This window comes from Halomonas ventosae (assembly GCF_004361885.1).
GTDB lineage: Bacteria > Pseudomonadota > Gammaproteobacteria > Pseudomonadales > Halomonadaceae > Halomonas > Halomonas ventosae_C.
The window spans coordinates 57795-79270 of sequence record NZ_SNWH01000009.1 but is presented as its reverse complement, the minus strand read 5'-3'; the positions used below and the strand labels follow the sequence as shown (position 1 = coordinate 79270).

The following is a 21476-nucleotide window of genomic DNA, read 5'->3' as shown; positions in this document are numbered from 1 at the left end:
TAAGCGCTGCCAGCGCCGAAAAATCAATCTTCCACCATGGTCGAGTGCCTTCGGCGGTCATTTGTCATGGTCGGGAGATGTCCCTATAATATTAGCGTGTGACTGGCAGGAAACGGTTCTCGTGTCCAACTCGGCCACGACAATGACCCTTCCCGAAACCACCGCCCGCTCGGGCCTTGTACGACCACCGAAAAGCGGGCCAAGAGAGTGTGTAGAGCCGTGAATAGCAAACGACCCGTAAATCTGGATCTGTCCACGATACAGTTTCCCCTTCCCGCTCTGACGTCGATCGCTCATCGCATCACCGGCGTCATCCTCTTCATCGGCCTGATCTTCGCCTTATGGGCGCTTGACACGTCGCTCTCCTCGTCGGCTGGCTTTGCCGCCGTGAGTGACGCACTGGCCCACAATTTTCTCGCCAAGTTGGTGGCCTGGGGGCTGCTGTCGGCCTTGGCCTTCCACTTTGTGGCCGGGATCAAGCACCTGCTGATGGACATGGACATCGGCGTGACCCTCGAGGGGGGTGTCAAGAAGGCGCAGATCACCGTGGTGGTGAGCGTGGTTCTGATCATTCTGGCTGGAGTCTGGGTATGGTAACCAATATCACGAACCTTGGTCGCAGCGGTCTCTCCGACTGGCTGCTTCAGCGCGTCTCCGCCGTTATCCTGGCGCTCTATACGCTTTTCATGGTTGGCTATCTGCTGCTCAGCCCCGGCCTGGACTATGCGGCCTGGAGCGGACTCTTCGCCCATACCTGGATGCGCATCTTCTCCCTGCTGGCCTTTATCTCGCTGGCTGCCCATGCCTGGATCGGGCTGTGGACCGTGACCACCGACTATCTCAAGCCGACCGGCATTCGTATCGCCGTCCAGCTCATCATCATCCTGGCCATCTTCGTGTTTTTGGTCTGGGGCATCACCGTTCTGTGGGGAGCTTGATACATGTCTACCATGCGTAGCCTGTCTTTCGACGCCATCATCATCGGTGGGGGTGGTGCCGGCCTGCGGGCCGCCCTCGAGCTGGCCAAGTCCGGCAAGAAGACCGCCGTGCTGTCCAAGGTCTTCCCGACCCGTTCGCACACCGTCTCCGCCCAGGGCGGCATCACCTGTGCTATCGCCGCAGCGGACCCTGATGACGACTGGCGCTGGCATATGTACGACACCGTCAAGGGCGGTGACTACATCGCCGACCAGGATGCCTCCGAGTACATGTGTTCCGAGGGTCCCAAGGCGGTCTTCGAGCTCGAGCACATGGGCCTGCCGTTTTCGCGCTTCGACAATGGTCGCATCTACCAGCGGCCGTTCGGTGGCCAGTCCAAGGACTTCGGCAAGGGTGGCCAGGCGGCGCGGACCTGTGCCGCTGCCGACCGGACCGGCCACGCCCTGCTGCACACGCTTTATCAAAATAACCTGAAGAACAACACCACTTTTCTCAATGAGTGGTACGCCGTCGACCTGGTTAAGAATGCCAACGGCGACGTGGTGGGCTGCATCGCCATGGATATCGAGACCGGCGAGGTGGTACACGTCAAGTCCAAGGCTACTGTCATAGCCACCGGTGGGGCAGGGCGCATTTTCGCCTCCACTACCAATGCCCTAATCAACACCGGCGATGGCATCGGCATGGCGCTGCGCGCCGGTTTCCCGATGCAGGATATGGAAATGTGGCAGTTTCACCCCACCGGCATCTACGGTGCGGGCACCCTGGTGACCGAGGGCTGTCGCGGCGAGGGGGGCTATCTGATCAACAAGGATGGCGAGCGCTTCATGGAGCGCTATGCCCCCAACGCCAAGGATCTGGCCGGTCGCGACGTGGTCGCGCGCTCCATGGTCATGGAAATCCTCGAGGGCCGCGGCTGTGGCGAGAAGGGCGACCACGTCTTCCTCAAGCTGGATCACCTGGGCGAGGAGGTTCTCGGCAAGCGACTGCCGGGCATCGTCGAGCTCTCCAAGACCTTCGCCCACGTGGACCCCGCCCAGGATCCGATCCCGGTGGTTCCGACCTGCCACTACATGATGGGCGGGATTCCCACCAATGTGCATGGCCAAGCGATCATGCAGGATGCCGAGGGCAACGACCAGATTGTGGGCGGCCTGTTCGCCTGTGGCGAGGCGGCCTGCGTATCGGTTCATGGCGCCAACCGCCTGGGCGGCAACTCACTGCTCGACCTGGTGGTGTTCGGTCGTGCGGCCGGCATGTTCATCGAGGGCGCGCTCAACGAGGGCATCGAGTACCTCGACGCCTCCTCGTCCGACGTTGAATCCGCCATGAAGCGCATCACGCGCTGGAACGAGTCTGAGAGTGGTGAGACCGTTCCCGAGCTCAAGCGCGAGCTGCAGGACATCATGCAGACCTCCTTCGGCGTGTTCCGCGAGGAGAAGAACATGGTTGAGGGCGTCGAACGCCTCGATCAGCTGCGCGGACGCATCGCCAGCGCCTACCTGCCGGACAAGTCCAACGCCTTCAACACCGCACGTGTTGAGGCGCTGGAGCTGGACAACCTGATGGAAGTGGCCGAGGCTACCGCCATCGCTGCCCTGGAGCGCAAGGAGAGCCGCGGTGCCCACTCCCGCTACGACTACCCGGACCGTGACGACGCCAACTGGCTGAAGCACTCGCTCTATTTCCCAGCCGACAAGCGACTGGGCAAGCGTGATGTGAACTTCGCACCCAAGACCGTCGACATGTTCGAGCCGAAAGTTCGCACCTACTGAGTTCGCACCTACTGAGTTCGCATCTACTGAGTCAGCACCTACTGAAGGGGTAGTCACGATGTCCAAGCTTCAGGTATCCCTGTACCGCTATAACCCGGAAACCGACTCCGCGCCCTACATGCAGGAGTTCCAGGTCGACACCCAGGGTCGTGACCTGATGGTGCTCGACGTCCTGCACCTGGCGAAGGAACAGGACAACGGTCTGGCCTATCGCCGCAGCTGCCGCGAGGGCGTGTGCGGTTCCGACGGCATGAACATGAACGGCAAGAACGGCCTGGCCTGCATTACACCGCTTTCCGAGGTGGTCAAGGGCAATGAGTTGACCCTGCGTCCGCTGCCGGGGCTGCCGGTCATCCGCGACCTGGTGGTCGACATGGGGCTGTTCTACAAGCAATACGAGCGTATCCAGCCCTACCTGCAGAACAACGAGCCGGCGCCCGCTATCGAGCGTCTGCAGTCACCGGAGGAGCGCGACAAGCTCGATGGACTCTATGAGTGCATTCTGTGTGCCTGCTGCTCCACCGCCTGCCCGTCGTTTTGGTGGAACCCGGAAAAGTTCGTCGGCCCGGCTGGCCTGCTGCAGTCCTATCGTTTCCTTGCCGATTCCCGGGATACGGCGACCCGCGAGCGACTGGCCGAGCTTGAGGATCCGTTCTCCGTGTTTCGTTGCCGCGGCATCATGAACTGTGTCGCGGTCTGTCCCAAGGGGCTCAACCCGACCCGTGCGATTGGCAAGATCCGCGAGATGCTGCTGGCCAATGCCACTTAAATCGTGGCGTTCAGCTTGTTATCATGGACGCTACGCTAGGGCTGCGGCGGCAGGTCGCAGTCGAGCCCGGTGCAGCGCATGACGCATAGAGCCGGTGCCCTTGGCACCGGCTCTTGACCATGGATTTCAGGATACCCTGCTGAAGGCAGGGTGCCCCCGATGTCGATGCGGTCGAGTCGTGTCGGCGTTGATACCACCCCCATCAGTGCAGGGTGACCAAGTGATGCAACAAGGCATAATGGAGTTGATGTGGCGCTCCTCTCATGTGAGTGGCGGCAACGCCCACTATGTGGAAGCGCTCTACGAACAGTACCTCGATGATCCTTCCGCCGTTTCCGATGAATGGCGCCAGTATTTCGATCAGTTGCCTCGACCCGAAGGGGGGGCTAGTCATGATGTCCCGCTTGCCCCGGTCCGCGAGCAGTTCTACCAGCTGGGTCGCCATCGACGTACTGCCCAGGTCGTTGCTGACAGTGGCGAGAACAAGAAGCAGGTCAAGGTTCTCCAGCTGATCAACGCCTACCGCTTCCGCGGGCACCAGAAGGCCGACATCGACCCCCTTGGCCTGCGCAGCCCCACCCCCGTCCCCGATCTCGATCTCTCCTTCCATCAGCTCTCGAAGGCTGACCTGGATACTGAGTTCCATACCGGTTCCTTCTTCCTGGGCATGGACAAAGCGCCGCTCAAGGAAATTATCTCTGCCCTGGAGCAGACTTACTGTCGTTCCATTGGCTGCGAGATCATGCACATCGTCGACACCGAGGAGAAGCGCTGGCTGCAGCAGCGTTTCGAGTCTGTGCGCTCGTCACCCAAGTTCAGCCCCGAGGTACGCAAGCACGTGCTGGAGCGGTTGACGGCCGCCGAGGGCCTGGAGAGCTACCTGGCCTCCAAGTATCCCGGAACCAAGCGCTTTGGCCTCGAGGGTGGTGAAGCCTTCATTCCGATGATGGACGAGCTAATCCAGCGTGCTGGTGGCTACGGGACCAAGGAAGTGGTGATCGGTATGGCTCACCGTGGGCGCCTCAACATGCTGGTCAACATCCTCGGCAAGAACCCCTCGGACCTGATCGACGAATTCGATGGCAAGCGGGTCATCGAGCGCGGCTCGGGCGACGTCAAGTACCACCAGGGATTCAGCTCTAATGTCATGACGCCGGGAGGCGAGGTGCATCTGGCACTGTCGTTCAACCCCTCGCACCTGGAGATCGTGGCCCCGGTGGTCGAGGGATCGGTGCGGGCCCGCCAGGACCGTCGCGATGACCCGATCGGCAACAAGGTGCTGCCGATCAACGTCCATGGCGACGCGGCCTTCGCCGGCCAGGGTGTGGTCATGGAGACCTTCCAGATGTCCCAGACCCGTGCCTACAAGACAGGTGGCACGGTACATATCGTCATCAACAACCAGGTGGGCTTTACCACCTCGCATCCCCTGGACGCGCGCTCCACCGAGTACTGCACCGACATCGCCAAGATGGTCCAGGCACCGATCTTCCACGTCAACGGCGATGACCCCGACGCTGTGCTGCATGTTACCCAGGTGGCACTGGACTATCGCCAGCAGTTCAATCGCGACGTGGTCATCGACCTGGTGTGCTATCGCCGCCGCGGCCACAACGAGGCCGACGAGCCTTCCGGCACTCAGCCGATGATGTACAGCAAGATCAAGAATCATCCCTCCTCGCGGACTCGTTACATCGAAAGACTGGCCAGCGAGGGGTTGCTCAGTGAAGACGACGCCAAGGCGATGATGGAGAAGTACCGCGATGACCTGATGGCTGGCAACCACGTGGCCAATGCCCTGGTGCAGGAGCCCAACACCTCGCTGTTCGTCGACTGGACCCCTTACCTGGGACACGAGTGGACCGGACATGCCGATACCAGCGTGGAGATGAAGCGCTTGCAGCGTCTCGCCGGCAGGATGTGCGAAATTCCCGACGGGATCGAGGTCCAGCGCCAGGTAGCCAAGATCTACGACGATCGGCGCAAGATGCAGGCCGGAAGTCTGGTGGCTAACTGGGGCTTCGCCGAGACCCTGGCTTACGCCACGCTGCTCGACCAGGGCCATGCAGTGCGCATCACCGGCCAGGACGTTGGGCGCGGCACCTTCTCTCACCGCCATGCGGTGATACACAATCAGAAGGACGGCAGTGCGTACGTACCTCTGCAGCACATGGCCGATGGTCAGCCGCGCTTCACCATCCATGACTCGATCCTCTCGGAAGAGGCGGTGCTGGCCTTCGAGTACGGCTATGCCACCACGGCGCCCAACGACCTGGTGATCTGGGAAGCCCAGTTCGGTGACTTCTTCAACGGCGCCCAGGTGGTGGTTGACCAGTTCATTTCCTCCGGCGAGACCAAGTGGGGGCGTCTGTGTGGCCTGACCATGCTGCTGCCTCATGGCTACGAGGGGCAGGGCCCGGAGCACTCATCGGCGCGTCTTGAGCGCTTCCTGCAGATGAGTGCTGAGCACAATATGCAAGTCTGCGTGCCGACCACGCCGGCGCAGATTTTCCATCTGCTGCGCCGTCAGGTAATCCGCCCGCTGAGAAAACCGCTGGTGGTGATGACGCCCAAGAGCTTGTTGCGCCACAAGTCGGCGACCTCGACCCTCGAGGAGTTGTCGGGGGGCAGCTTCCAGATGGTGCTGCCCGATCAGGGCAATCTCGAGGCCGAAAAGGTCGAGCGCATCATCCTCTGTGCCGGCAAGGTCTACTATGATCTGGCCAACTGGCGCGAGGACAACGAGCGAGACGACACGGCGATCCTGCGCATCGAGCAGCTCTATCCTTTCCCTAAGGAAGAGCTGCTGGAGGCGATCAAGGATTATACTAATGTTACCGACGTGGTGTGGTGCCAGGAAGAGCCACTCAACCAGGGTGCCTGGTATTCGAGCCAGCATCACATGCGATCTGTCTTCGACCAGCAGCGTGACGGCCTGGGCGACAAGCTCAAGTTCGCCGGTCGACCGGCCTCCGCGGCACCCGCGGCGGGCTACATGTCCGTGCATATCGAACAGCAGCGCCAGCTGGTGGAAGACGCCTTCAACCTCTGAAGCGCCCACCGGGACGAGAGAGAACAGACAAGGGATACGACATGGCTACCGATATCAAGGCACCTACCTTTCCGGAATCCGTCGCCGAGGGCAGCGTGGCGGCCTGGCACAAGAAAGTCGGTGACAGCGTCGAACGTGACGAGCTGATTGTCGAGATAGAGACCGACAAGGTGGTGCTCGAGGTCGTGGCCCCGGAGGCTGGCACACTCAGTGAGGTGCTGGTGGAAGAGGGCGACACCGTGGAGTCAGAACAGGTGCTGGGTCGCCTCGGCGAAAGTAAGGCCGAGAAGAACAAGGAGGAAGCCGAGTCCCAGAAGAAGGGCGAGGACACGTCTGACAAGAAAAACGAGAACAAGGCCGATAAGAAGAATACCGCCGAGAAGGCTGACGCCGAGAACGCCGAGAAGAAGGACGATTCCGCGCCAGCCTCCGGCGACAAGATTCACGAGATCAAGGCGCCGACTTTCCCCGAGTCGATCCAGGAAGGCACCGTGGCCAGCTGGAACAAGCAGGTCGGCGAGGCGGTCAAGCGCGACGAGGTGCTGGCCGAGATCGAGACCGACAAAGTCGTGCTTGAGGTCGTCGCGCCGACCGACGGTGCGCTCACCGAGATCAAGGCCGAGGAGGGCAGTCAGGTCACTTCCGAGCAGGTGCTGGCGATCTTCAGCGAAGGCGCCGGCGGTGATGCCGCCCCGCAGATCGGTGAAGGCAAGGCGGCAGCCTCCGCCGATGACGGCGCGAGCGACGAGAAAGTGGGCGACAAGATCCTTGCCCCGGCGGCGCGCAAGCTGGTCGCTGAGCACGACCTCGACGTCAATGCCATCGAGGGCACCGGCAAGGGTGGCCGCATCCTCAAGGAGGACGTGCAAAAGGCCGTGAAGGAGGGCTCGGCGAAGAAAAAGACCGCCAAACCAGAGACTCGGTCGACCAGTGGTGCCCAGACCGCTGCCGCCACGACCGCTCCGGCAGTGGAAGGCGAGCGTCCTGAGAAGCGCGTGCCGATGAGCCGCCTGCGCCAGACCATCGCCAAGCGCCTGGTGCAGGCCCAGCAGACCGCCGCCATGCTGACCACCTACAACGAGGTGGACATGGGCGCGGTGATGGACCTGCGGGCCCAGTACAAGGACACCTTCCTCAAGTCCCATGAAGTCAAGCTCGGCTTCATGGGCTTCTTCGTCAAGGCCGCAAGCGAGGCGCTCAAGCGCTTCCCGGACGTCAACGCTTCCATTGACGGTACCGACATCGTCTACCATGGCTACCAGGATATCGGTGTCGCCGTATCCACCGATCGGGGCTTGGTGGTACCGGTGCTGCGCGATACCGACAGTATGAAGATCGCCGACGTCGAGAAGGGTATCGTCGATTTCGGGAAACGAGCCCGTGATGGCAAGCTCGGCATCGACGAGATGCAAGGGGGTACCTTTACCATCACTAACGGCGGCATCTTCGGCTCGTTGATGTCTACGCCGATCATCAATCCACCGCAGACCGCCATCCTGGGCATGCACAAGATCCAGGAGCGTCCCATGGCGGTGAACGGCAAGGTCGAGATCCGTCCGATGATGTATTTGGCGGTCTCCTATGATCACCGCATGATCGATGGCAAGGATGCGGTCCAGTTCCTGGTGACCATCAAGGAGCTGCTCGAGGATCCGGCACGCCTGCTGTTGGACATCTGAACCCCGCGCCCACTGCGTTCTTCAGCGACAAGCAACGAAGGAGCCAACATGGCTGACAAGTTTGAAGTAATCGTGATCGGTGCAGGCCCCGGGGGCTACGTGGCCGCCATCCGCGCCGCCCAGATGGGGTTGAAGGTCGCCTGCGTCGAGAAGTGGATCGGCAAGCAAGGCAAGGTCGTTCATGGCGGAACCTGTCTGAACGTGGGCTGTATCCCTTCCAAGGCGCTGCTGGAGGCCTCCCACAAATTCGTCGAGGCCAAGCACGACTTCGATGATCTGGGGATCAAGACGGGCGATGTCAGCATGGACATCAAGAAGATGATGGCCCGCAAGGACACGATCGTGAAGAACCTGACCGGCGGCATCTCCGCTCTGTTCAAGGCCAACGGCGTCACAGCCATCGAGGGCACCGGCAAGGTGATCTCGTCCAAGCAGGTCGAGGTAACCGACCAGGATGGCAAGGCGACCACCTATGACGCCGATAATATCGTCATTGCCGCTGGTTCCGTGCCGGTGGAGATTCCGCCGACTCCGCTGAAGGATGACCTGGTGGTCGATTCCACCGGCGCCCTCGAGTTTCAGGAGGCCCCGAAGCGCCTGGGCGTGATCGGTGCTGGGGTGATCGGCCTGGAGCTCGGCAGTGTGTGGAATCGCCTGGGTAGCGAAGTGACCATGCTCGAGGCGCTGGATGACTTCCTGCCGATGGTCGACACGGCCATCGCCAAGGAGACCCAGAAGCTGCTCAAGAAGCAGGGGCTGGACATCAAGCTGGGCGCACGGGTCACCGGCTCCGAGGTCAAGGGCGACGAGGTCGTCGTCAAGTACACCGATGCCGAGGGCGAGCAGGAGATGACCTTCGACAAGCTAATCGTCTGCGTAGGCCGCAAGCCCTACACCAAGGGCGTGGTCGCCGATGGTGTCGAGGTCAACCTGGACGAGCGAGGTTTCATCCATGTCGATGACCAGTGCCGCACCAGCCTGCCGGGCGTCTACGCCATCGGTGACTGCGTGCGCGGCCAGATGCTGGCCCACAAGGCCTCCGAGGAAGGCATCATGGTCGCCGACATCATCGCCGGTCACAAGGCCGAGATGAACTACGATGCCATTCCCTGCGTCATCTATACCTTCCCTGAAGTGGCCTGGGTGGGCCTTACCGAGCAGGAAGCCAAGGCCAAGGGCATCGAGGTCAAGACGGGCACTTTCCCGTTCGCGGCGAGTGGCCGCGCCATGGCCAACAATGCTACCGAGGGCCAGGCCAAGATCATCGCCGATGCCGAGACCGACCGCGTGCTGGGCATGCATATTGTCGGACAGCACGCCGGCGAGATGATCGCCCAGGGCGTGATCGCGCTAGAGTTCGGTTCCAGTGCCGAAGATCTGGCCTTGACCTGTTATGCCCACCCGACCATGTCGGAAGCGGTGCATGAGGCCGCCCTAGCGGTAGAAGGTCATGCCATCCACATGGCCAACCGCAAGAAGAAAAAGAAGTAAGCACAACAAGCGCCACCGAAAGGTGGCGCATCGCTTCCGGCCACGTATCGGAGGCGAACGGTGGTGACGCGGCGAGCGCTGCCCGGAGGCGGCGAGTCCTGTCACCGTTCGAGTCACATGCAACCAATGGCATGAACCGATGAACCTTCACGAGTATCAGAGCAAGCAGCTGTTTGCCGACTATGGCCTGCCGGTGTCCAAGGGCTTCGCCGTCGACACCCCCGAGGAGGCGGCGGAAGCCTGCAAGAAGATCGGTGGCGATAAGTGGGTGGTCAAGGCCCAGGTCCACGCCGGAGGCCGCGGCAAGGCCGGTGGCGTCAAGCTGATCAAGAGCCCGGAGGAGGCCCAGGCCTTCGCCGAGTCTTGGCTGGGCAAGAACCTGGTGACCTTCCAGACCGACGAGAAGGGTCAGCCGGTCACCAAGATCCTGGTCGAGACCTGCACCGACATTGCCAACGAACTCTACCTGGGCGCCGTGGTCGATCGTGGCACCCGTCGCGTGGTGTTCATGGCCTCCACCGAGGGCGGCGTGGAGATCGAGAAGGTCGCGGAGGAGACCCCCGAGAAGATCCTCAAGGCCGAGATCGACCCACTGGTTGGCGCTCAGCCCTACCAGGCACGCGAGCTGGCCTTCGCCCTGGGGCTTAGCGGCAACCAGGTCAAGCAGTTCACCAAGATCTTCCTGGGCCTGTCCAAGCTGTTCCACGACAAGGACTTGGCGCTTCTGGAGATCAATCCGCTGGTGGTAACCGACGAGGGCAACCTCCACTGCCTGGATGCCAAGATCAACCTGGACGGCAACGCCCTGTATCGCCATCCGGACCTACAGGCGATGCGTGACCCGTCCCAGGAAGACGAACGCGAGGCCGAGGCGGCCGCCTGGGAGCTCAACTACGTGGCCCTGGAAGGCAACATCGGCTGCATGGTCAACGGTGCCGGCCTGGCCATGGGCACCATGGACATCATCAAGCTCAACGGCGGCCAGCCGGCCAACTTCCTCGACGTGGGCGGCGGTGCCACCAAGGAGCGTGTGGCCGAGGCCTTCAAGCTCATCCTCTCCGACGATTCCGTAAAGGCCGTGCTGGTCAACATCTTCGGCGGCATCGTGCGCTGCGACATGATCGCCGAGGGCATCATCGGTGCCGTCGAGCAGGTGGGCGTCAACGTGCCGGTGGTGGTGCGTCTGGAAGGTAACAACGCCGAGCTGGGTGCCGAGAAGCTGGCGTCCAGTGGTCTGAACATCATCGCGGCTACCAGCCTGACCGATGCGGCTCAGCAGGTCGTCAAGGCAGCGGAGGGCAAGTCATGAGCATCCTGATCGACAAGAACACCAAGGTCATCTGCCAGGGCTTCACCGGCGGGCAGGGGACCTTCCACTCCGAGCAGGCAATCGCCTACGGCACCCAGATGGTCGGCGGCGTGACCCCGGGCAAGGGCGGCCAGGAGCACCTGGGCCTGCCGGTGTTCAACACCGTCAAGGAAGCCGTGGCCGAGACCGGCGCCGAGGCCAGCGTGATCTACGTGCCGGCCCCGTTCTGCAAGGACTCCATCCTCGAGGCCGCCAATGCCGGCATCATGCTGATCGTCTGCATCACCGAGGGCATCCCGACCCTGGACATGCTCGACGTCAAGGTGAAGTGCGACGAGCTGGGCGTGCGCCTGATCGGCCCCAACTGCCCCGGCGTGATCACCCCGGGCGAGAGCAAGATCGGCATCATGCCGGGGCACATCCACCAGCCGGGCAGGGTCGGCATCGTGTCGCGTTCCGGCACCCTGACCTACGAAGCCGTCAAGCAGACCACCGACCATGGCTTCGGCCAGTCGACCTGCGTGGGCATCGGCGGTGATCCTATCCCGGGCTCCACCTTCATCGACATCCTCGAGCAGTTCGAGAAGGACCCGGCGACCGAGGCGATCGTGATGATCGGCGAGATCGGCGGCACCGCCGAGGAAGAGGCGGCGGCCTACATCAAGGCCAACGTCTCCAAGCCGGTGGTCTCCTACATCGCCGGCGTCACCGCACCTCCCGGCAAGCGAATGGGCCATGCGGGGGCCATCATCGCCGGTGGCAAGGGCACCGCGGACGAGAAGTTCACTGCCCTGGAATCGGCAGGCGTGAAAACCGTGCGTTCGCTGGCCGAGATCGGTGACGCGCTGAAAGCCGCTACCGGCTGGTAAGCCGGGCGCCGGCAGCAGACGGCAACACGAGAGGGCACCTTCGGGTGCCCTTTCGCGTAGGTGGCTGGCCAACAGCTTGGCTCAGCTGACCATCTCCTCGACCTTTCGCCGCAGCATGCGCCTTATTGGGGGAACACGGCATGCAAGCGCTGGGTTGCTGAAGTAGTAGCGTCATTTCGTGAGATGGGAAGGCTCTTAGCTTTCCTCGGGGGCGGACGTCGCACTAGGCGATAGGTCGATATCTGGGCGTGGCACATAGGGCGAACTTGGATGTTAGTTCGATGCCCAGTGCTCCGCGCTGCCCAAGCCGGCCGGGCCCGGCCAGCCAGCATCAAGCGCAGCCGAGCGGCGTTGAGGTTCCAGCACAGGACTGCCATCAGCAGCATCAGGGCGAGTACGCCCAGCGGGAAGCGCTTGACCGCTTCCAGGGTGCCGGGCCCACCCAGCCCGGAGGTAACCAGCAGCGACGCCATCAGTGCCAATACGATCCCGTGCTGCGCTCGCCAGCGCGGCAAGGAGCGGCGAGAATCAGCCGTTTCGGTGGAGGGCATGGCGCTCACTGCCGTGATGCAGTTGCCGATAGTGTCCCAGCAGGTCATCGATGACCCGCTCCCAGTCGAAGTGGCGCTCGACGTGTCGGCGGGCATGCCGGCCCATGGCGACAGGGTCATTGAGGAACAGCTCTCGCACAGCGCGGGCCATGGCGTCGGGATCACGTGGTTGGCAGAGGATCCCGGCACCCAGCGGCACATACTCCTTCAGGGCACCAGCCCTCGCGGCTACCACCGGTAGCCCGCAGGCCATGGCCTCCTGGGCTACCAGGCCGAAGGTCTCGCGGGTGCCTGCGTGCAGCATGGCATCGGCGCTAGCCAGAGCGGTGGCGACTTCGCTGGGTGGGCAGTAGCAGGACACGACGCTGACGTTGTCGGGGACGCGAGTGGGCATCTCCGGCCCCATCAGCAGCAGGTGGTAATCGGCACCCAGCCGCTGCATCACGTTGAGCAGCACCTCGATGTGCTTCTCCGGCGAGTGGCGACCGGCAAAGACCAGCAGGCGTTGGTGGTCGCCCAGACCCAGGCGTCGGCGTAGTCCGGGGTCACGATGCTGCGGGTGGAAGGCCTCGAGGTCGACGCCCAGCGGCTGTACGCGCACCTGTTCCACGCCCCAGTCGGCCAGTCGCTCAGCCATAGCGGTGCAGGGTGCCAGCACGCTGTCGAAGTGGCCATAGAGGTCGCCCACGTAGCGCTGCAGGCGTTGGCGAACACCGGCTCCGAAGCGATCACCCATCAGCCTCGGTAGGTCGGAGTGGAAGAAGCCCACCGTGGGCACCCCCTTGGCCTGGCCGGCCTCCACGGCGGCCCAGGCGGTGACATAGGGGTCGCCGGCCTCGATCAGGTCGGGGGCCATTGTTATCAGGGCATCGCGCCAGGGGCGGCGGCGCAGCGGGAAACGGTAGCCCTGGCCAAGGGGAATCTGCGGGGCGGGGAGGGTATGCACCCCACCGAGCGAGCTTCGCTCGGCGCCAGGCACCAGCAGGCTGGTGCGCAGGCCCGGCCGGGCGGCCAGCACGCGATGCTTGGCCTCAAGGTAGGTGCGCACCCCGCCGCTGGCAGGCGCGTGGAACATGGTGACGTCGACGATATGCAAGGCCCCCTCCTGGCGCTGGTGTGCTCTGCCAGCCTAGGGCGGCCATGCGACAGTTGTGCGACAGCCGCAACGCGAGACGGCGACCCGAGGGTCGCCGTCCAGTGCTGCCTGTCGTTGCCGAGCGGTCAGTCCGCGGGGCGCCCCACCAGCGAGCGGGTCTCCTCGCGGGCCTCGGTCAGCACCACGTGGATCACGTCGCCGAGCTTGAAGCGCTCCTCACCCTCGATCTGGATGCGGCCCTCCTTGTCGTCGATCGCCACCTTGGTGCGGTCGCTGTGCATCAGTGGCGCCGGGATGAAGGCGGTGGCGCCGTTGGCGGTCAGGCGTACCCGCATGCCGCCGCGGTTGACGTTGACGATCTCGGCCTCGAAGGTCTGCTGGGTCTGGGCGGCCGGCGTCAGGTAGCGCACGTAGAGCCAATCCTTGACGTCGCGCTCGGCCATGCGGTTCAGGCGGCGACGCTCGGTGAGCTGCTCGGTGAGCTGCTGGCTGGCCTCGGCGGGGGCCTGCTCGCCCTTGAGGACCCGCTTTATCAGCCGATGGTTGACCATGTCGCCGTACTTGCGGATCGGTGAGGTCCAGGTGGCATAGGCGGCCAGTCCCAGGCCGAAGTGCGGGCCGGGCTGGGCGGACATGCTAGTGAAGCCCTGGAAGCGGCGCAGGCGGGCATCCAGCCAGGCGTCGTCGCGGCCCTCGAGCTCGCGCTTGAGCTCGGTGTAGCGGGGCAGCTCGGTGAGTTGCTCGCGCTCCACCTGGATGTCCTGGCTGGCCAGGAACTCCTGGGCGGCCTCGGCCTTCTCCGGCTCGAAGGCGCGGTGGACGTTGAAGATGCCGTGGCCGACATGCTCGGCGAGCAGGTGCGCGCAGCAGGCGTTGGCGGCGATCATCGACTCCTCGATCATGCGGTTGGCGATGCGCCGATGCTCGGTGCGGATGTCCAGCACGTTGCCGGCCTCGTCCAGCTCGAAGACGAAGTCGGGCCGGTCCTTGAACACCAGGGCGTGGGCCGCCCGCCAGGCGCTGCGCGCCTCGGTCATGGCTTCGAGTGCCTTGAGCTGTTCGCCGATCTCCTCCGCCGGCGCCCAGTCGCCCTGGCCCTCTAGCCAGTCGGAAACGCGGTCGTAGGCGAGCTTGGCATGGGAGCGCGCGGTGGCGGCGAAGAAGCGGTAGTCGCCGAGGCTGCCGTCTGCGCCGATGTCCAGGGTGCAGGCCAGCACCGGGCGATCCTTGCCCTCCCACAGCGAGCAGAGGTCGTCGGCCAGCTGTTCGGGCAGCATGGTTACGTTCTGGCCCGGTAGATAAACGGTGAAGGCGCGGGTGCGGGCCTCAAGGTCGGCGGCGTGGCCTTCCTCCACGTAGGCGGTGGGATCGGCGATGGCCACCGTCAGCGACCAGCCGCCATCCTCGCGGGGCCGGATGCGCAGGGCGTCATCCATGTCGCGGGTCTTCTCACTGTCGATGGTGAAGAAGGGCTCAGCGGTCAGATCTTCGCGCACCAGACCCTCGTCGCGCAGCGGCCAGTCGTCGCTGGCGTCCGGGCACTCTTGCTCCAGGGCATGGCGGGCCAGGGTCACCCGCCACGGCACGGCCGGGTCGTCGGTCTTGGCCACCAGTTCGTCGATCTGGGTGAAGAAGGCGCGGTCGTCGGGCTTGAGAGGGTGACGTACCAGGCGGGCCACCACCCAGTCGCCGTCGCCGATGCTCGCCTCGTCGAGGCTGCGCTTGATGCGCGCCTTGAGGGCGGTCTTGATCGAGGGGTGATCGGGAATCACCGCCAGACGAGCGTCGCGCTTCTGCACCCGGGCGATGAAGCGCTGCATGCCGGTCTCGATCAGGGTGTCGGGCTCGACCGAGGTCTTGTCACCCTCCTCGTGGAGAATAGCCCCGACGCGGTCACCATGCAGCACCAGCTTCATGGCGGGAGGCGGCACGAAGTAGGAGTTGCCATCGTCGGTCTCGAGGAAACCGAAGCCCCTGTCGGTAGCCTTGATCACGCCCTCGACGCGAGGGGTGTTGGAACGGATTTGTTGCTTGAGCTGGGCAAGCGCCGAGTTGTTCTGCAGCATGGTCACGATCGGTTGGCGGGTAGAAGGGCTACTATACGGATTCGCGACCCTGCCGCCAAACGGTCTGCAGGGCACTAAAGGGAATCAGGCGCTTGAGATGGCAGCCTGGCCGAGGTGAGGCAGGGAAGACAGGCGGGAGTACCTTCGGTAGCCTGAAGACTACACGATACGCGGAAGGCCCCATGACCCCACGACTGATCGTCTCCGACCTCGACGGCACCCTGCTCGGGGCCGACCATGACCTGCACCCGACCACCGTCGAGACGCTGCGCACCCTGGCGGGGCGGGGCCACCACCTGGCCTTCGCCTCGGGACGCCACTTCCGGGACATGCAGCGCTTCCGCGAGCGCCTGGGCGTACCGGTGCATGTAATCAGTACCAACGGCGCCTATACTCACGACCCCAACGACGGCCTGGTTGAGGCTCGCCATCTGCCGGCGGAGCTGGCCCGCGAGCTGATCGATCTGCCCCGCCCCGCCGGGGTACGCCTCAATCTCTATCACGACGACGAGTGGTTGATCGATGCCGAGGCCCCGGCGCTGCTGGCGCTGCATGCCCATACCGGCTTCGGCTATCGGGTCGCCGACCCCCGGCGAACTCGACGGTGAGGGGGTCGGCAAGGTGCTGTATATCGGCGACCCGTTCGAGGTTCGCCGGCTGGCGGCGACGATTCGCGCCCACCATGGCGAGCGGCTGCACCTGACCTGGTCGATGGCCACGTCGCTGGAGATCATGGCCAGGAGCGTCAACAAGGGCACCGCCCTCGCCGTGCTACTCCAGCGTTTGGGGCTCGGCCCCGAGGCGTGCCTGGCTTTCGGCGACAACCTCAATGACATCGAGATGCTCGCCCTGGCCGGCGAGGCTCACGTCATGGCCAATGCTCATCCCGAACTGGCCGGCCGGCTCCCCGCGGCCGAGCGCATCGGCCATCACGACCTCCAGGGGGTGGCCGAGCGGCTGCGCGCACGCTTCGACCTGAGGTCGCGGCCATGACTACCCTTCCCGCTACTCTGATCGTGGTCGACGACGACCCCGAGATCCGCGAGCTGCTGGCCGACTACCTCGGCCGCCACGGCCTGCGTGCCCTGATGGCCGAGGATGCCGAGGCACTGCGTCGGCTGCTGGAGATCGAGACGCCGGACCTGCTGATCGTGGACCTGATGATGCCCGGCGACGACGGCTTCACCCTCTGCCGGGAGCTGCGTCGCCACAGCGACGTGCCGATCATCATGCTGACCGCCAGCGCCGACGAGACCGACCGCATACTGGGCCTGGAACTGGGCGCCGACGACTACCTGGGCAAGCCTTTCAACCCCCGCGAGCTGCTGGCGAGGATCAAGGCCGTGCTGCGTCGCGCCAGGGGCCACCAGGAGGAGCCGGTGAGTCCGGCCCAGGCACGGCGGGTGGCCTTCGGCGACTGGCGACTGGATCGCCTGACCCGCGAGCTGGTCGATGACCAGGGAGGGCACATCCCGCTGTCCGGCGCGGACTTCCAGCTGCTGCAGGTGTTCCTCGAGTATCCTGGGCAGGTGCTGTCGCGGGATGCACTCTTCGAACTGACCCGCGGGCGACCGGCGCCGCCCCTGGACCGTTCCATCGATGTGCATGTGTGTCGCCTTCGACGGCGCCTCGGCGAGGATGCCCAGCACTCCCAGCTGATCCGCACGGTGCGCGGGGCGGGCTACGTGCTCACCGCCCGGGTTGAGGTCCTTCCATGACCGCCGACACCCGGTGGCGACGGCTGCGCCGGCGGTTGGCACGTAGCCTGCCGGGTACCCTGCGCGGTCGCTTTGTGCTGATCATGGTGGTCGGGGTGCTGGCTGCGCAGCTCGCCAGCTACGTGATCTGGACCTCCCAGGTGCGCGACAGCCGCCTGGCCCAGCTCGAAGAGTTGTCCAGCAATGTGGCCTTCAGCGTGGCGTCCACCATGCGCTTCTTCCGGTCGCTGCCGAGGGAATACCGGCACATCGTCCTGGACCAGCTGCGCGATATGGGCGGACCTCGCTTCTTCGTCAGTGTCAACGAGAAGCGCTTGGACGTGGCCGATATCGGCGAGGGGCCTGAGAAGGCCCGGGTGGTGGAGACCTTCCGCCGCATCCTTACCGAGCAGCTCGACATCGACGCGGTGAGCGTGGAGTTCTCACGCCCCGAGACCCTGCGTGTCTTCAACAACGAGGTGCTGCTGAAGGACCTGCCGCCGCGTTGGGGTCAGCACAGCCTGCTGATGGAACCCCTCTCACCGCCGATCCTGGTCGTGCAGCTCGAGCTCGAGCCCGCGACCTGGCTCTATCTGGCCACCATCCTGCCGATCGCCGAGGTATTCGAGAAGCGCGCCTGGCTCTCCGGTGAGCGCCTGCTGGCCGGGCTGTTCTATCTGCTGCCGCTGGTGGTGATGCTGATCACCTCGGTGAAGCCCCTGGCCAATCGCATCGCCGTGATGCGTGATGGTCACATCCTGCAGCTGGGCACGCCGGACGAGGTCTATAACGACCCGGTCGATATCTTCGTCGCCGGCTTCATGGGCTCCCCCTCGATGAACTTCATCACCACCACCCTGGAGGGGCAAGCGGGGGACTACCGGTTGCGGATTGCCACCGCGGGCGAGAAGGACTTGATACTGCCCTGGCCGACATCGCGGGAGACCCCGGCCCTGCCCGAACGTGTCGGTCAGCCGGTGATCCTGGGATTGCGGCCGGAGCACTTCAGCGAGGAGGACCGACGGCTGAGCGAACAGGCCGAAGGCACCCTGCTGGAGGCGCGGGTCAGCGTGGTCGAGCCGACCGGGGCGGACATCCTGCTGAATATGCCGCTGGGGGAGAGCGAGGTCACCGCCCGGGTGGGTCCCAAGTGCCGGGTGGCAGCGGGGGAGCGGTTGTCCCTGCGGGTCGACATGGGACGCGCCGTGCTCTTCGATAGCGAGAGCCAGCGGCGGCTGGCCTGACCGGTGTTCAGCGCACGCTGATCACGGTGCAGTCGACGGCGCGGTCCACAACCCGATGGTCGATGGATTCGCGCTTCTCCCGCAAGGCCTCGATGGCGATGGCTCCGATGTCCCAGAACCGGCGTCTCAGGGGCGAGTTGCTCGGGAATATGCAGCAGGTTCAAGGATGGTGGGCCTTGGCGCTTTCCTCGCCGGCTTCCAGGCGGCGCAGCTGCTGCCACAGATCGCGGCGCAGGCCGGCCATGCGCGGGGCCTCGTCCGCGGCGAATTCCAGTGGCCGGGCCAGGCGCTGGGTACGCAGTCCCAGGCGCGCGCCCAGCAGCCCGACGCCGAGGCCCTGGGCGGCACGCGTCGAGAGCTTGCCGGCCAGGTCCATCGACAGCATCTGCATGCTCGCCTCGCTGGCGATCTCGCTGGCCCCGGCGAAGGCCATCTGGTAGAGCACGCCACGTAGCAGCCGCAGGCGTGCCGCATAGCCCAGTTCCAGTCCGTAGAGGCGACACAGGCGGTCGACCATCGCCAGATGACGCCAGGCGACCAGTGCCATGTCGACCAGGGTCAATGGGCTCACCGCCACCATCACCGCCGTCTCGCCGGACATCCGCGAGATCAGCCGGCGGGCCTCCCTGTCGCGGGGGGCGAGCAGGTGATGGGTGAGCAGTGCCCGGGTGTCGCGCCCATCATGGTGGGGCTCGCGGGCCGCCAGGAAGGCCTGCCAGTGGGGATGGTCGTCGTCCAGGCCAAGGTCGCGGCGCAGCTGCTCGGCCAGCGCCTGCGCCCGGGCCGGGGTGGCCTCGGGCAAAGCAGCGAGACGCTCGCGCAGCCGGGCGTGGCGAGTCAGGCGGCGCAGGCGCCAAAGCTCGCGCAGCAGCGCCGAGCCGCCGAGGCCCAGGGCCAGCAGCAGCAGCAGGCTCCAGCCGCCGGCCAGCCAGTCGCTACCGAGGCTGGCGGCCTGCAGGGTCCGACCGGCCTCCAGCGCGCCCAGGCCCAGGCTGCCGCCGAGTAGCATAAGCAGCCCCCAGCGCCGCTTGCGCGGGCGCATCAGGCCATCCCCCAGCGCTCGTTCGCTGGCGGGCGCATCGGCCTGTGGCTCGGCCAGCGGCTGGCTCGGCGCTCCGGTCTCGAAGTGCCGCCCGGGCTGGGGATCCCGGGTGTCGGCCTCCGCGGTTGAGGCGTCATCGAGGGTGAAGCGCTCGCCCGGGCGGGGATCCTGTTCGCGGGTAGGGGTCATGACAGCTTGTCTCCGATCAGCCAGTCCAGGGCGGCATCCATGCGGATGTGGGGCAGCGGTGCCCCCTTCTCGCGGGGCAGGGGGCGAAAGGCCGTGAAGTTGAAGCCCTGGCGGGTCCAAAAGTCTGCCTCCGGCAGCCGGTCGGGCACCTCGCCGGGAAACAGCAGCAGCGATTCGCCGGTCAGGGCAGTGCCGCGCAGGGCCGGGGAGCGTCGCCCTTGCCGGGTTACCTCGCGGCTCTGGGTGGCACGGATTGCCGCCAGCGACAGGGCCCGGACTGGCACGTCGGCGAAGCGCAGCTCCTTGAGCGGATCGGCGAGCAGCGCCTCGAGCAGGGTGACCAGGCGGCCGTGTTGTTCGGGGGTGACATGGTCGGCCTTGGTGGCGGCGATGGCCAGTCGGTCGATGCGCGGGGCGAACAGACGTGTCAGCAGGCTGCGTCGGCCGTAGTCGAAGCTCTGCATCAGGTTCGACAGGGCGCGAGAGAGATCCTCGAAGCGCTCCGGGCCGGCATTGAGGGCGCCGAGCACGTCGACCAGCACGATCTGGCGGTCGAAGCGGCGGAAGTGCTCGCGATAAAAGGGCCTGACGATATGCTGCTGGTAGTGGCGAAAGCGCCGGGCGAGGGTGGCATAGAGGCTCTCGGCCGGCAGCGCGGCGAGCGTGTCGCGGTCGGCCTCGCCGATGCCCGGCAGAGGGAAAAACTGCAGCACCGGGGCTCCTTCGAGTTCCCCGGGCAGCAGGAAGCGTCCTGGCTGTAGGTCGGCGAAGCCGGCCTCTCGGGCCGCCTGCAGTCCCCGGGCATACAGCTCGGCGATCTCGGCCAGGCGCGTCTCGTCGACCTCCTCGGCGGGGTCTAGGCTGGCCACCGCACGGTGCCAGTCGGCGAACAGGGCGGCGCGCTCGCTGCCGTCGTCATGGCGCTGGGTCTGGCTCCAGCTCAGGTAGTCGTGCCCCAGCAGAGGCAGGTCGAGCAGCCACTCGCCGGGGTAGTCGAACAGGTCCAGGGTCAGCTGGCGGGTCTCGGCACCGAGCAGGCCGCGCCGAGCTGGTCGGTAGCGGATCGCCAGACGCAGCTCGCTGATGCCGCGGGTCGGCTCGGGCCAACGCGGTGGCTGGTCGTCCAGGGCTTGCATGGCCTGGTCGTAGGGAAAGCGCGGTACGCCGAGGTTCTGCTGCTGCACCCGCCGTGCCCCGAGCAGGCGCCCCTCGCGGGCGACCGGCAGTAGGTCGAGCTGCGCCTCGAGGCCGGCATGGCGCAGCTGGTTGACTAGCGAGGTGAGGAAGGCCGTCTTGCCCGAGCGCGACAGGCCGGTCACCGCCAGGCGTAGCTGGCGGTCGCGGCCGCGCTCGAGCAGATCATGTAGTTCACGGGTCAGCGGGTTGTGCATGGGGCATCCTTGCAGGGTCGTATGCTGCCCTAATGTGCGGGTCGGACATTCACCAGACAAGGTGCAGGGCATGAAGCGACACTGCCTAGCGTGTCGGCAGGGCGCCGACCGGAACGGGTTCGACCAGGCCGAGGAGCTGCACCAGCACCGGCGTTGCAGCGATCAAGAAGCCCAGCGCCGCCAGCCCCCGGCCGAGCAGGCGGCGGTCGGGGCGCCGGGCCAGTGTCAGGCCGCCGATGCAGACTAGCAGGCCGAGGATGTTGAAGGCGTAACCCAGTATCTGTAGTAGTTCGTAGGTAGTCATGTAGCTCCCTTCG

18 protein-coding genes are annotated in these 21476 nt (G+C 65.1%); 13 read left to right on the top strand and 5 right to left on the bottom strand.

Going from position 1 to position 21476, the window contains the following annotated elements; genetic code table 11:
- The first annotated feature begins 219 nt into the window (after nucleotides 1-219).
- The 9 genes from sdhC to sucD all read left to right on the top strand — a co-directional run bounded on the left by sdhC (nucleotide 220) and on the right by sucD (nucleotide 11883).
- Nucleotides 220-597, top strand: coding sequence for a succinate dehydrogenase, cytochrome b556 subunit (gene sdhC, locus DFO68_RS08840; protein WP_208107394.1), 378 nt, complete (start codon nucleotides 220-222; stop codon nucleotides 595-597).
- Nucleotides 591-938: a succinate dehydrogenase, hydrophobic membrane anchor protein gene (sdhD, locus tag DFO68_RS08835; protein WP_133483293.1), complete on the top strand. Its 348-nt coding sequence runs from the start codon at nucleotides 591-593 to the stop codon at nucleotides 936-938. The genes sdhC and sdhD overlap by 7 nt, the downstream gene beginning before the upstream one ends.
- Nucleotides 939-941: 3 nt before the next feature.
- A complete protein-coding gene (sdhA, locus tag DFO68_RS08830; RefSeq protein WP_133483292.1) occupies nucleotides 942-2714 on the top strand; it encodes a succinate dehydrogenase flavoprotein subunit in 1773 nt (590 codons plus the stop codon).
- Between the two features lie 58 nt (nucleotides 2715-2772).
- Nucleotides 2773-3483 (top strand): succinate dehydrogenase iron-sulfur subunit, encoded by a 711-nt coding sequence (locus DFO68_RS08825; protein ID WP_133483291.1) that lies wholly within the window; start codon nucleotides 2773-2775, stop codon nucleotides 3481-3483.
- Nucleotides 3484-3706: 223 nt separating this feature from the next.
- Nucleotides 3707-6535, top strand: coding sequence for a 2-oxoglutarate dehydrogenase E1 component (locus tag DFO68_RS08820; protein ID WP_133483290.1), 2829 nt, complete (start codon nucleotides 3707-3709; stop codon nucleotides 6533-6535).
- A gap of 41 nt (nucleotides 6536-6576) precedes the next feature.
- Nucleotides 6577-8214 carry a 2-oxoglutarate dehydrogenase complex dihydrolipoyllysine-residue succinyltransferase gene (odhB, locus tag DFO68_RS08815; RefSeq protein WP_133483289.1) on the top strand — a complete coding sequence of 546 codons (1638 nt, stop codon included), beginning with the start codon at nucleotides 6577-6579 and terminating at the stop codon, nucleotides 8212-8214.
- A 48-nt stretch (nucleotides 8215-8262) separates the two neighbouring features.
- Entirely contained in the window at nucleotides 8263-9705 is a 1443-nt protein-coding gene (gene lpdA / locus DFO68_RS08810) for a dihydrolipoyl dehydrogenase (protein ID WP_133483288.1), read from the top strand.
- A gap of 139 nt (nucleotides 9706-9844) precedes the next feature.
- Nucleotides 9845-11014, top strand: a complete 1170-nt coding sequence (gene sucC / locus DFO68_RS08805; RefSeq protein ID WP_133483287.1) for an ADP-forming succinate--CoA ligase subunit beta — start codon at nucleotides 9845-9847, stop codon at nucleotides 11012-11014.
- Entirely contained in the window at nucleotides 11011-11883 is an 873-nt protein-coding gene (gene sucD / locus DFO68_RS08800; RefSeq protein WP_133483286.1) for a succinate--CoA ligase subunit alpha, read from the top strand. Before sucC ends, sucD begins: the two co-directional genes overlap by 4 nt.
- 528 nt (nucleotides 11884-12411) lie before the next feature.
- Here the strand turns inward: sucD and DFO68_RS08790 are convergent.
- Both DFO68_RS08790 and DFO68_RS08785 read right to left on the bottom strand, forming a co-directional pair.
- The gene (locus DFO68_RS08790) at nucleotides 12412-13530 is read right to left on the bottom strand and encodes a glycosyltransferase family 4 protein (protein ID WP_133483285.1); all 1119 of its coding nucleotides are present in this window, start codon (nucleotides 13528-13530) and stop codon (nucleotides 12412-12414) included.
- 125 nt (nucleotides 13531-13655) lie between these two features.
- On the bottom strand, nucleotides 13656-15596 hold the full coding sequence (locus DFO68_RS08785) for an exoribonuclease II (protein WP_133483284.1): 1941 nt from the start codon (nucleotides 15594-15596) through the stop codon (nucleotides 13656-13658).
- 182 nt (nucleotides 15597-15778) lie between these two features.
- Here DFO68_RS08785 and DFO68_RS15990 point away from each other — a divergent pair, with 182 nt between their 5' ends.
- Genes DFO68_RS15990 through DFO68_RS08770 form a run of 4 tightly spaced genes read left to right on the top strand, consistent with a single transcriptional unit; the run spans nucleotide 15779 to nucleotide 18537 of the window.
- A complete protein-coding gene (locus tag DFO68_RS15990) occupies nucleotides 15779-16204 on the top strand; it encodes an HAD family hydrolase (RefSeq protein WP_347813125.1) in 426 nt (141 codons plus the stop codon).
- On the top strand, nucleotides 16149-16589 hold the full coding sequence (locus DFO68_RS15985; RefSeq protein WP_347813124.1) for an HAD family hydrolase: 441 nt from the start codon (nucleotides 16149-16151) through the stop codon (nucleotides 16587-16589). The genes DFO68_RS15990 and DFO68_RS15985 overlap by 56 nt, the downstream gene beginning before the upstream one ends.
- Nucleotides 16586-17314, top strand: a complete 729-nt coding sequence (locus tag DFO68_RS08775; RefSeq protein WP_133483283.1) for a response regulator — start codon at nucleotides 16586-16588, stop codon at nucleotides 17312-17314. Before DFO68_RS15985 ends, DFO68_RS08775 begins: the two co-directional genes overlap by 4 nt.
- The gene (locus DFO68_RS08770; RefSeq protein ID WP_243726471.1) at nucleotides 17311-18537 is read left to right on the top strand and encodes a TOBE domain-containing protein; all 1227 of its coding nucleotides are present in this window, start codon (nucleotides 17311-17313) and stop codon (nucleotides 18535-18537) included. The genes DFO68_RS08775 and DFO68_RS08770 overlap by 4 nt, the downstream gene beginning before the upstream one ends.
- 160 nt (nucleotides 18538-18697) lie before the next feature.
- Here DFO68_RS08770 and DFO68_RS08765 read toward each other — a convergent pair whose 3' ends face one another.
- From DFO68_RS08765 to DFO68_RS08755, 3 genes are all read right to left on the bottom strand, one after another.
- Nucleotides 18698-19768, bottom strand: a complete 1071-nt coding sequence (locus tag DFO68_RS08765) for a TIGR01620 family protein (protein WP_133483282.1) — start codon at nucleotides 19766-19768, stop codon at nucleotides 18698-18700.
- Nucleotides 19765-21159, bottom strand: a complete 1395-nt coding sequence (locus DFO68_RS08760; protein ID WP_133483281.1) for a YcjX family protein — start codon at nucleotides 21157-21159, stop codon at nucleotides 19765-19767. The genes DFO68_RS08765 and DFO68_RS08760 overlap by 4 nt, the downstream gene beginning before the upstream one ends.
- Nucleotides 21160-21244: 85 nt before the next feature.
- The gene (locus DFO68_RS08755) at nucleotides 21245-21463 is read right to left on the bottom strand and encodes a hypothetical protein (RefSeq protein WP_133483280.1); all 219 of its coding nucleotides are present in this window, start codon (nucleotides 21461-21463) and stop codon (nucleotides 21245-21247) included.
- Nucleotides 21464-21476: the final 13 nt, after the last annotated feature.

Bases quoted from the DNA above. Each gene is read 5' to 3' on its own strand.
- sucD (WP_133483286.1), top strand. From the start codon at position 11,011: ATGAGCATCCTGATCGACAAGAACACCAAGGTCATCTGCCAGGGCTTC.
- DFO68_RS08820 (WP_133483290.1), top strand. From the start codon at position 3,707: ATGCAACAAGGCATAATGGAGTTGATGTGGCGCTCCTCTCATGTGAGT.
- sdhA (WP_133483292.1), top strand. From the start codon at position 942: ATGTCTACCATGCGTAGCCTGTCTTTCGACGCCATCATCATCGGTGGG.
- DFO68_RS08765 (WP_133483282.1), bottom strand. From the start codon at position 19,768: ATGACCCCTACCCGCGAACAGGATCCCCGCCCGGGCGAGCGCTTCACC.
- DFO68_RS08770 (WP_243726471.1), top strand. From the start codon at position 17,311: ATGACCGCCGACACCCGGTGGCGACGGCTGCGCCGGCGGTTGGCACGT.
- DFO68_RS08760 (WP_133483281.1), bottom strand. From the start codon at position 21,159: ATGCACAACCCGCTGACCCGTGAACTACATGATCTGCTCGAGCGCGGC.
- DFO68_RS15990 (WP_347813125.1), top strand. From the start codon at position 15,779: ATGACCCCACGACTGATCGTCTCCGACCTCGACGGCACCCTGCTCGGG.
- sucC (WP_133483287.1), top strand. From the start codon at position 9,845: ATGAACCTTCACGAGTATCAGAGCAAGCAGCTGTTTGCCGACTATGGC.
- sdhD (WP_133483293.1), top strand. From the start codon at position 591: ATGGTAACCAATATCACGAACCTTGGTCGCAGCGGTCTCTCCGACTGG.
- DFO68_RS15985 (WP_347813124.1), top strand. From the start codon at position 16,149: ATGCCCATACCGGCTTCGGCTATCGGGTCGCCGACCCCCGGCGAACTC.
- DFO68_RS08775 (WP_133483283.1), top strand. From the start codon at position 16,586: ATGACTACCCTTCCCGCTACTCTGATCGTGGTCGACGACGACCCCGAG.
- odhB (WP_133483289.1), top strand. From the start codon at position 6,577: ATGGCTACCGATATCAAGGCACCTACCTTTCCGGAATCCGTCGCCGAG.
- DFO68_RS08755 (WP_133483280.1), bottom strand. From the start codon at position 21,463: ATGACTACCTACGAACTACTACAGATACTGGGTTACGCCTTCAACATC.
- DFO68_RS08825 (WP_133483291.1), top strand. From the start codon at position 2,773: ATGTCCAAGCTTCAGGTATCCCTGTACCGCTATAACCCGGAAACCGAC.
- DFO68_RS08785 (WP_133483284.1), bottom strand. From the start codon at position 15,596: ATGCTGCAGAACAACTCGGCGCTTGCCCAGCTCAAGCAACAAATCCGT.
- lpdA (WP_133483288.1), top strand. From the start codon at position 8,263: ATGGCTGACAAGTTTGAAGTAATCGTGATCGGTGCAGGCCCCGGGGGC.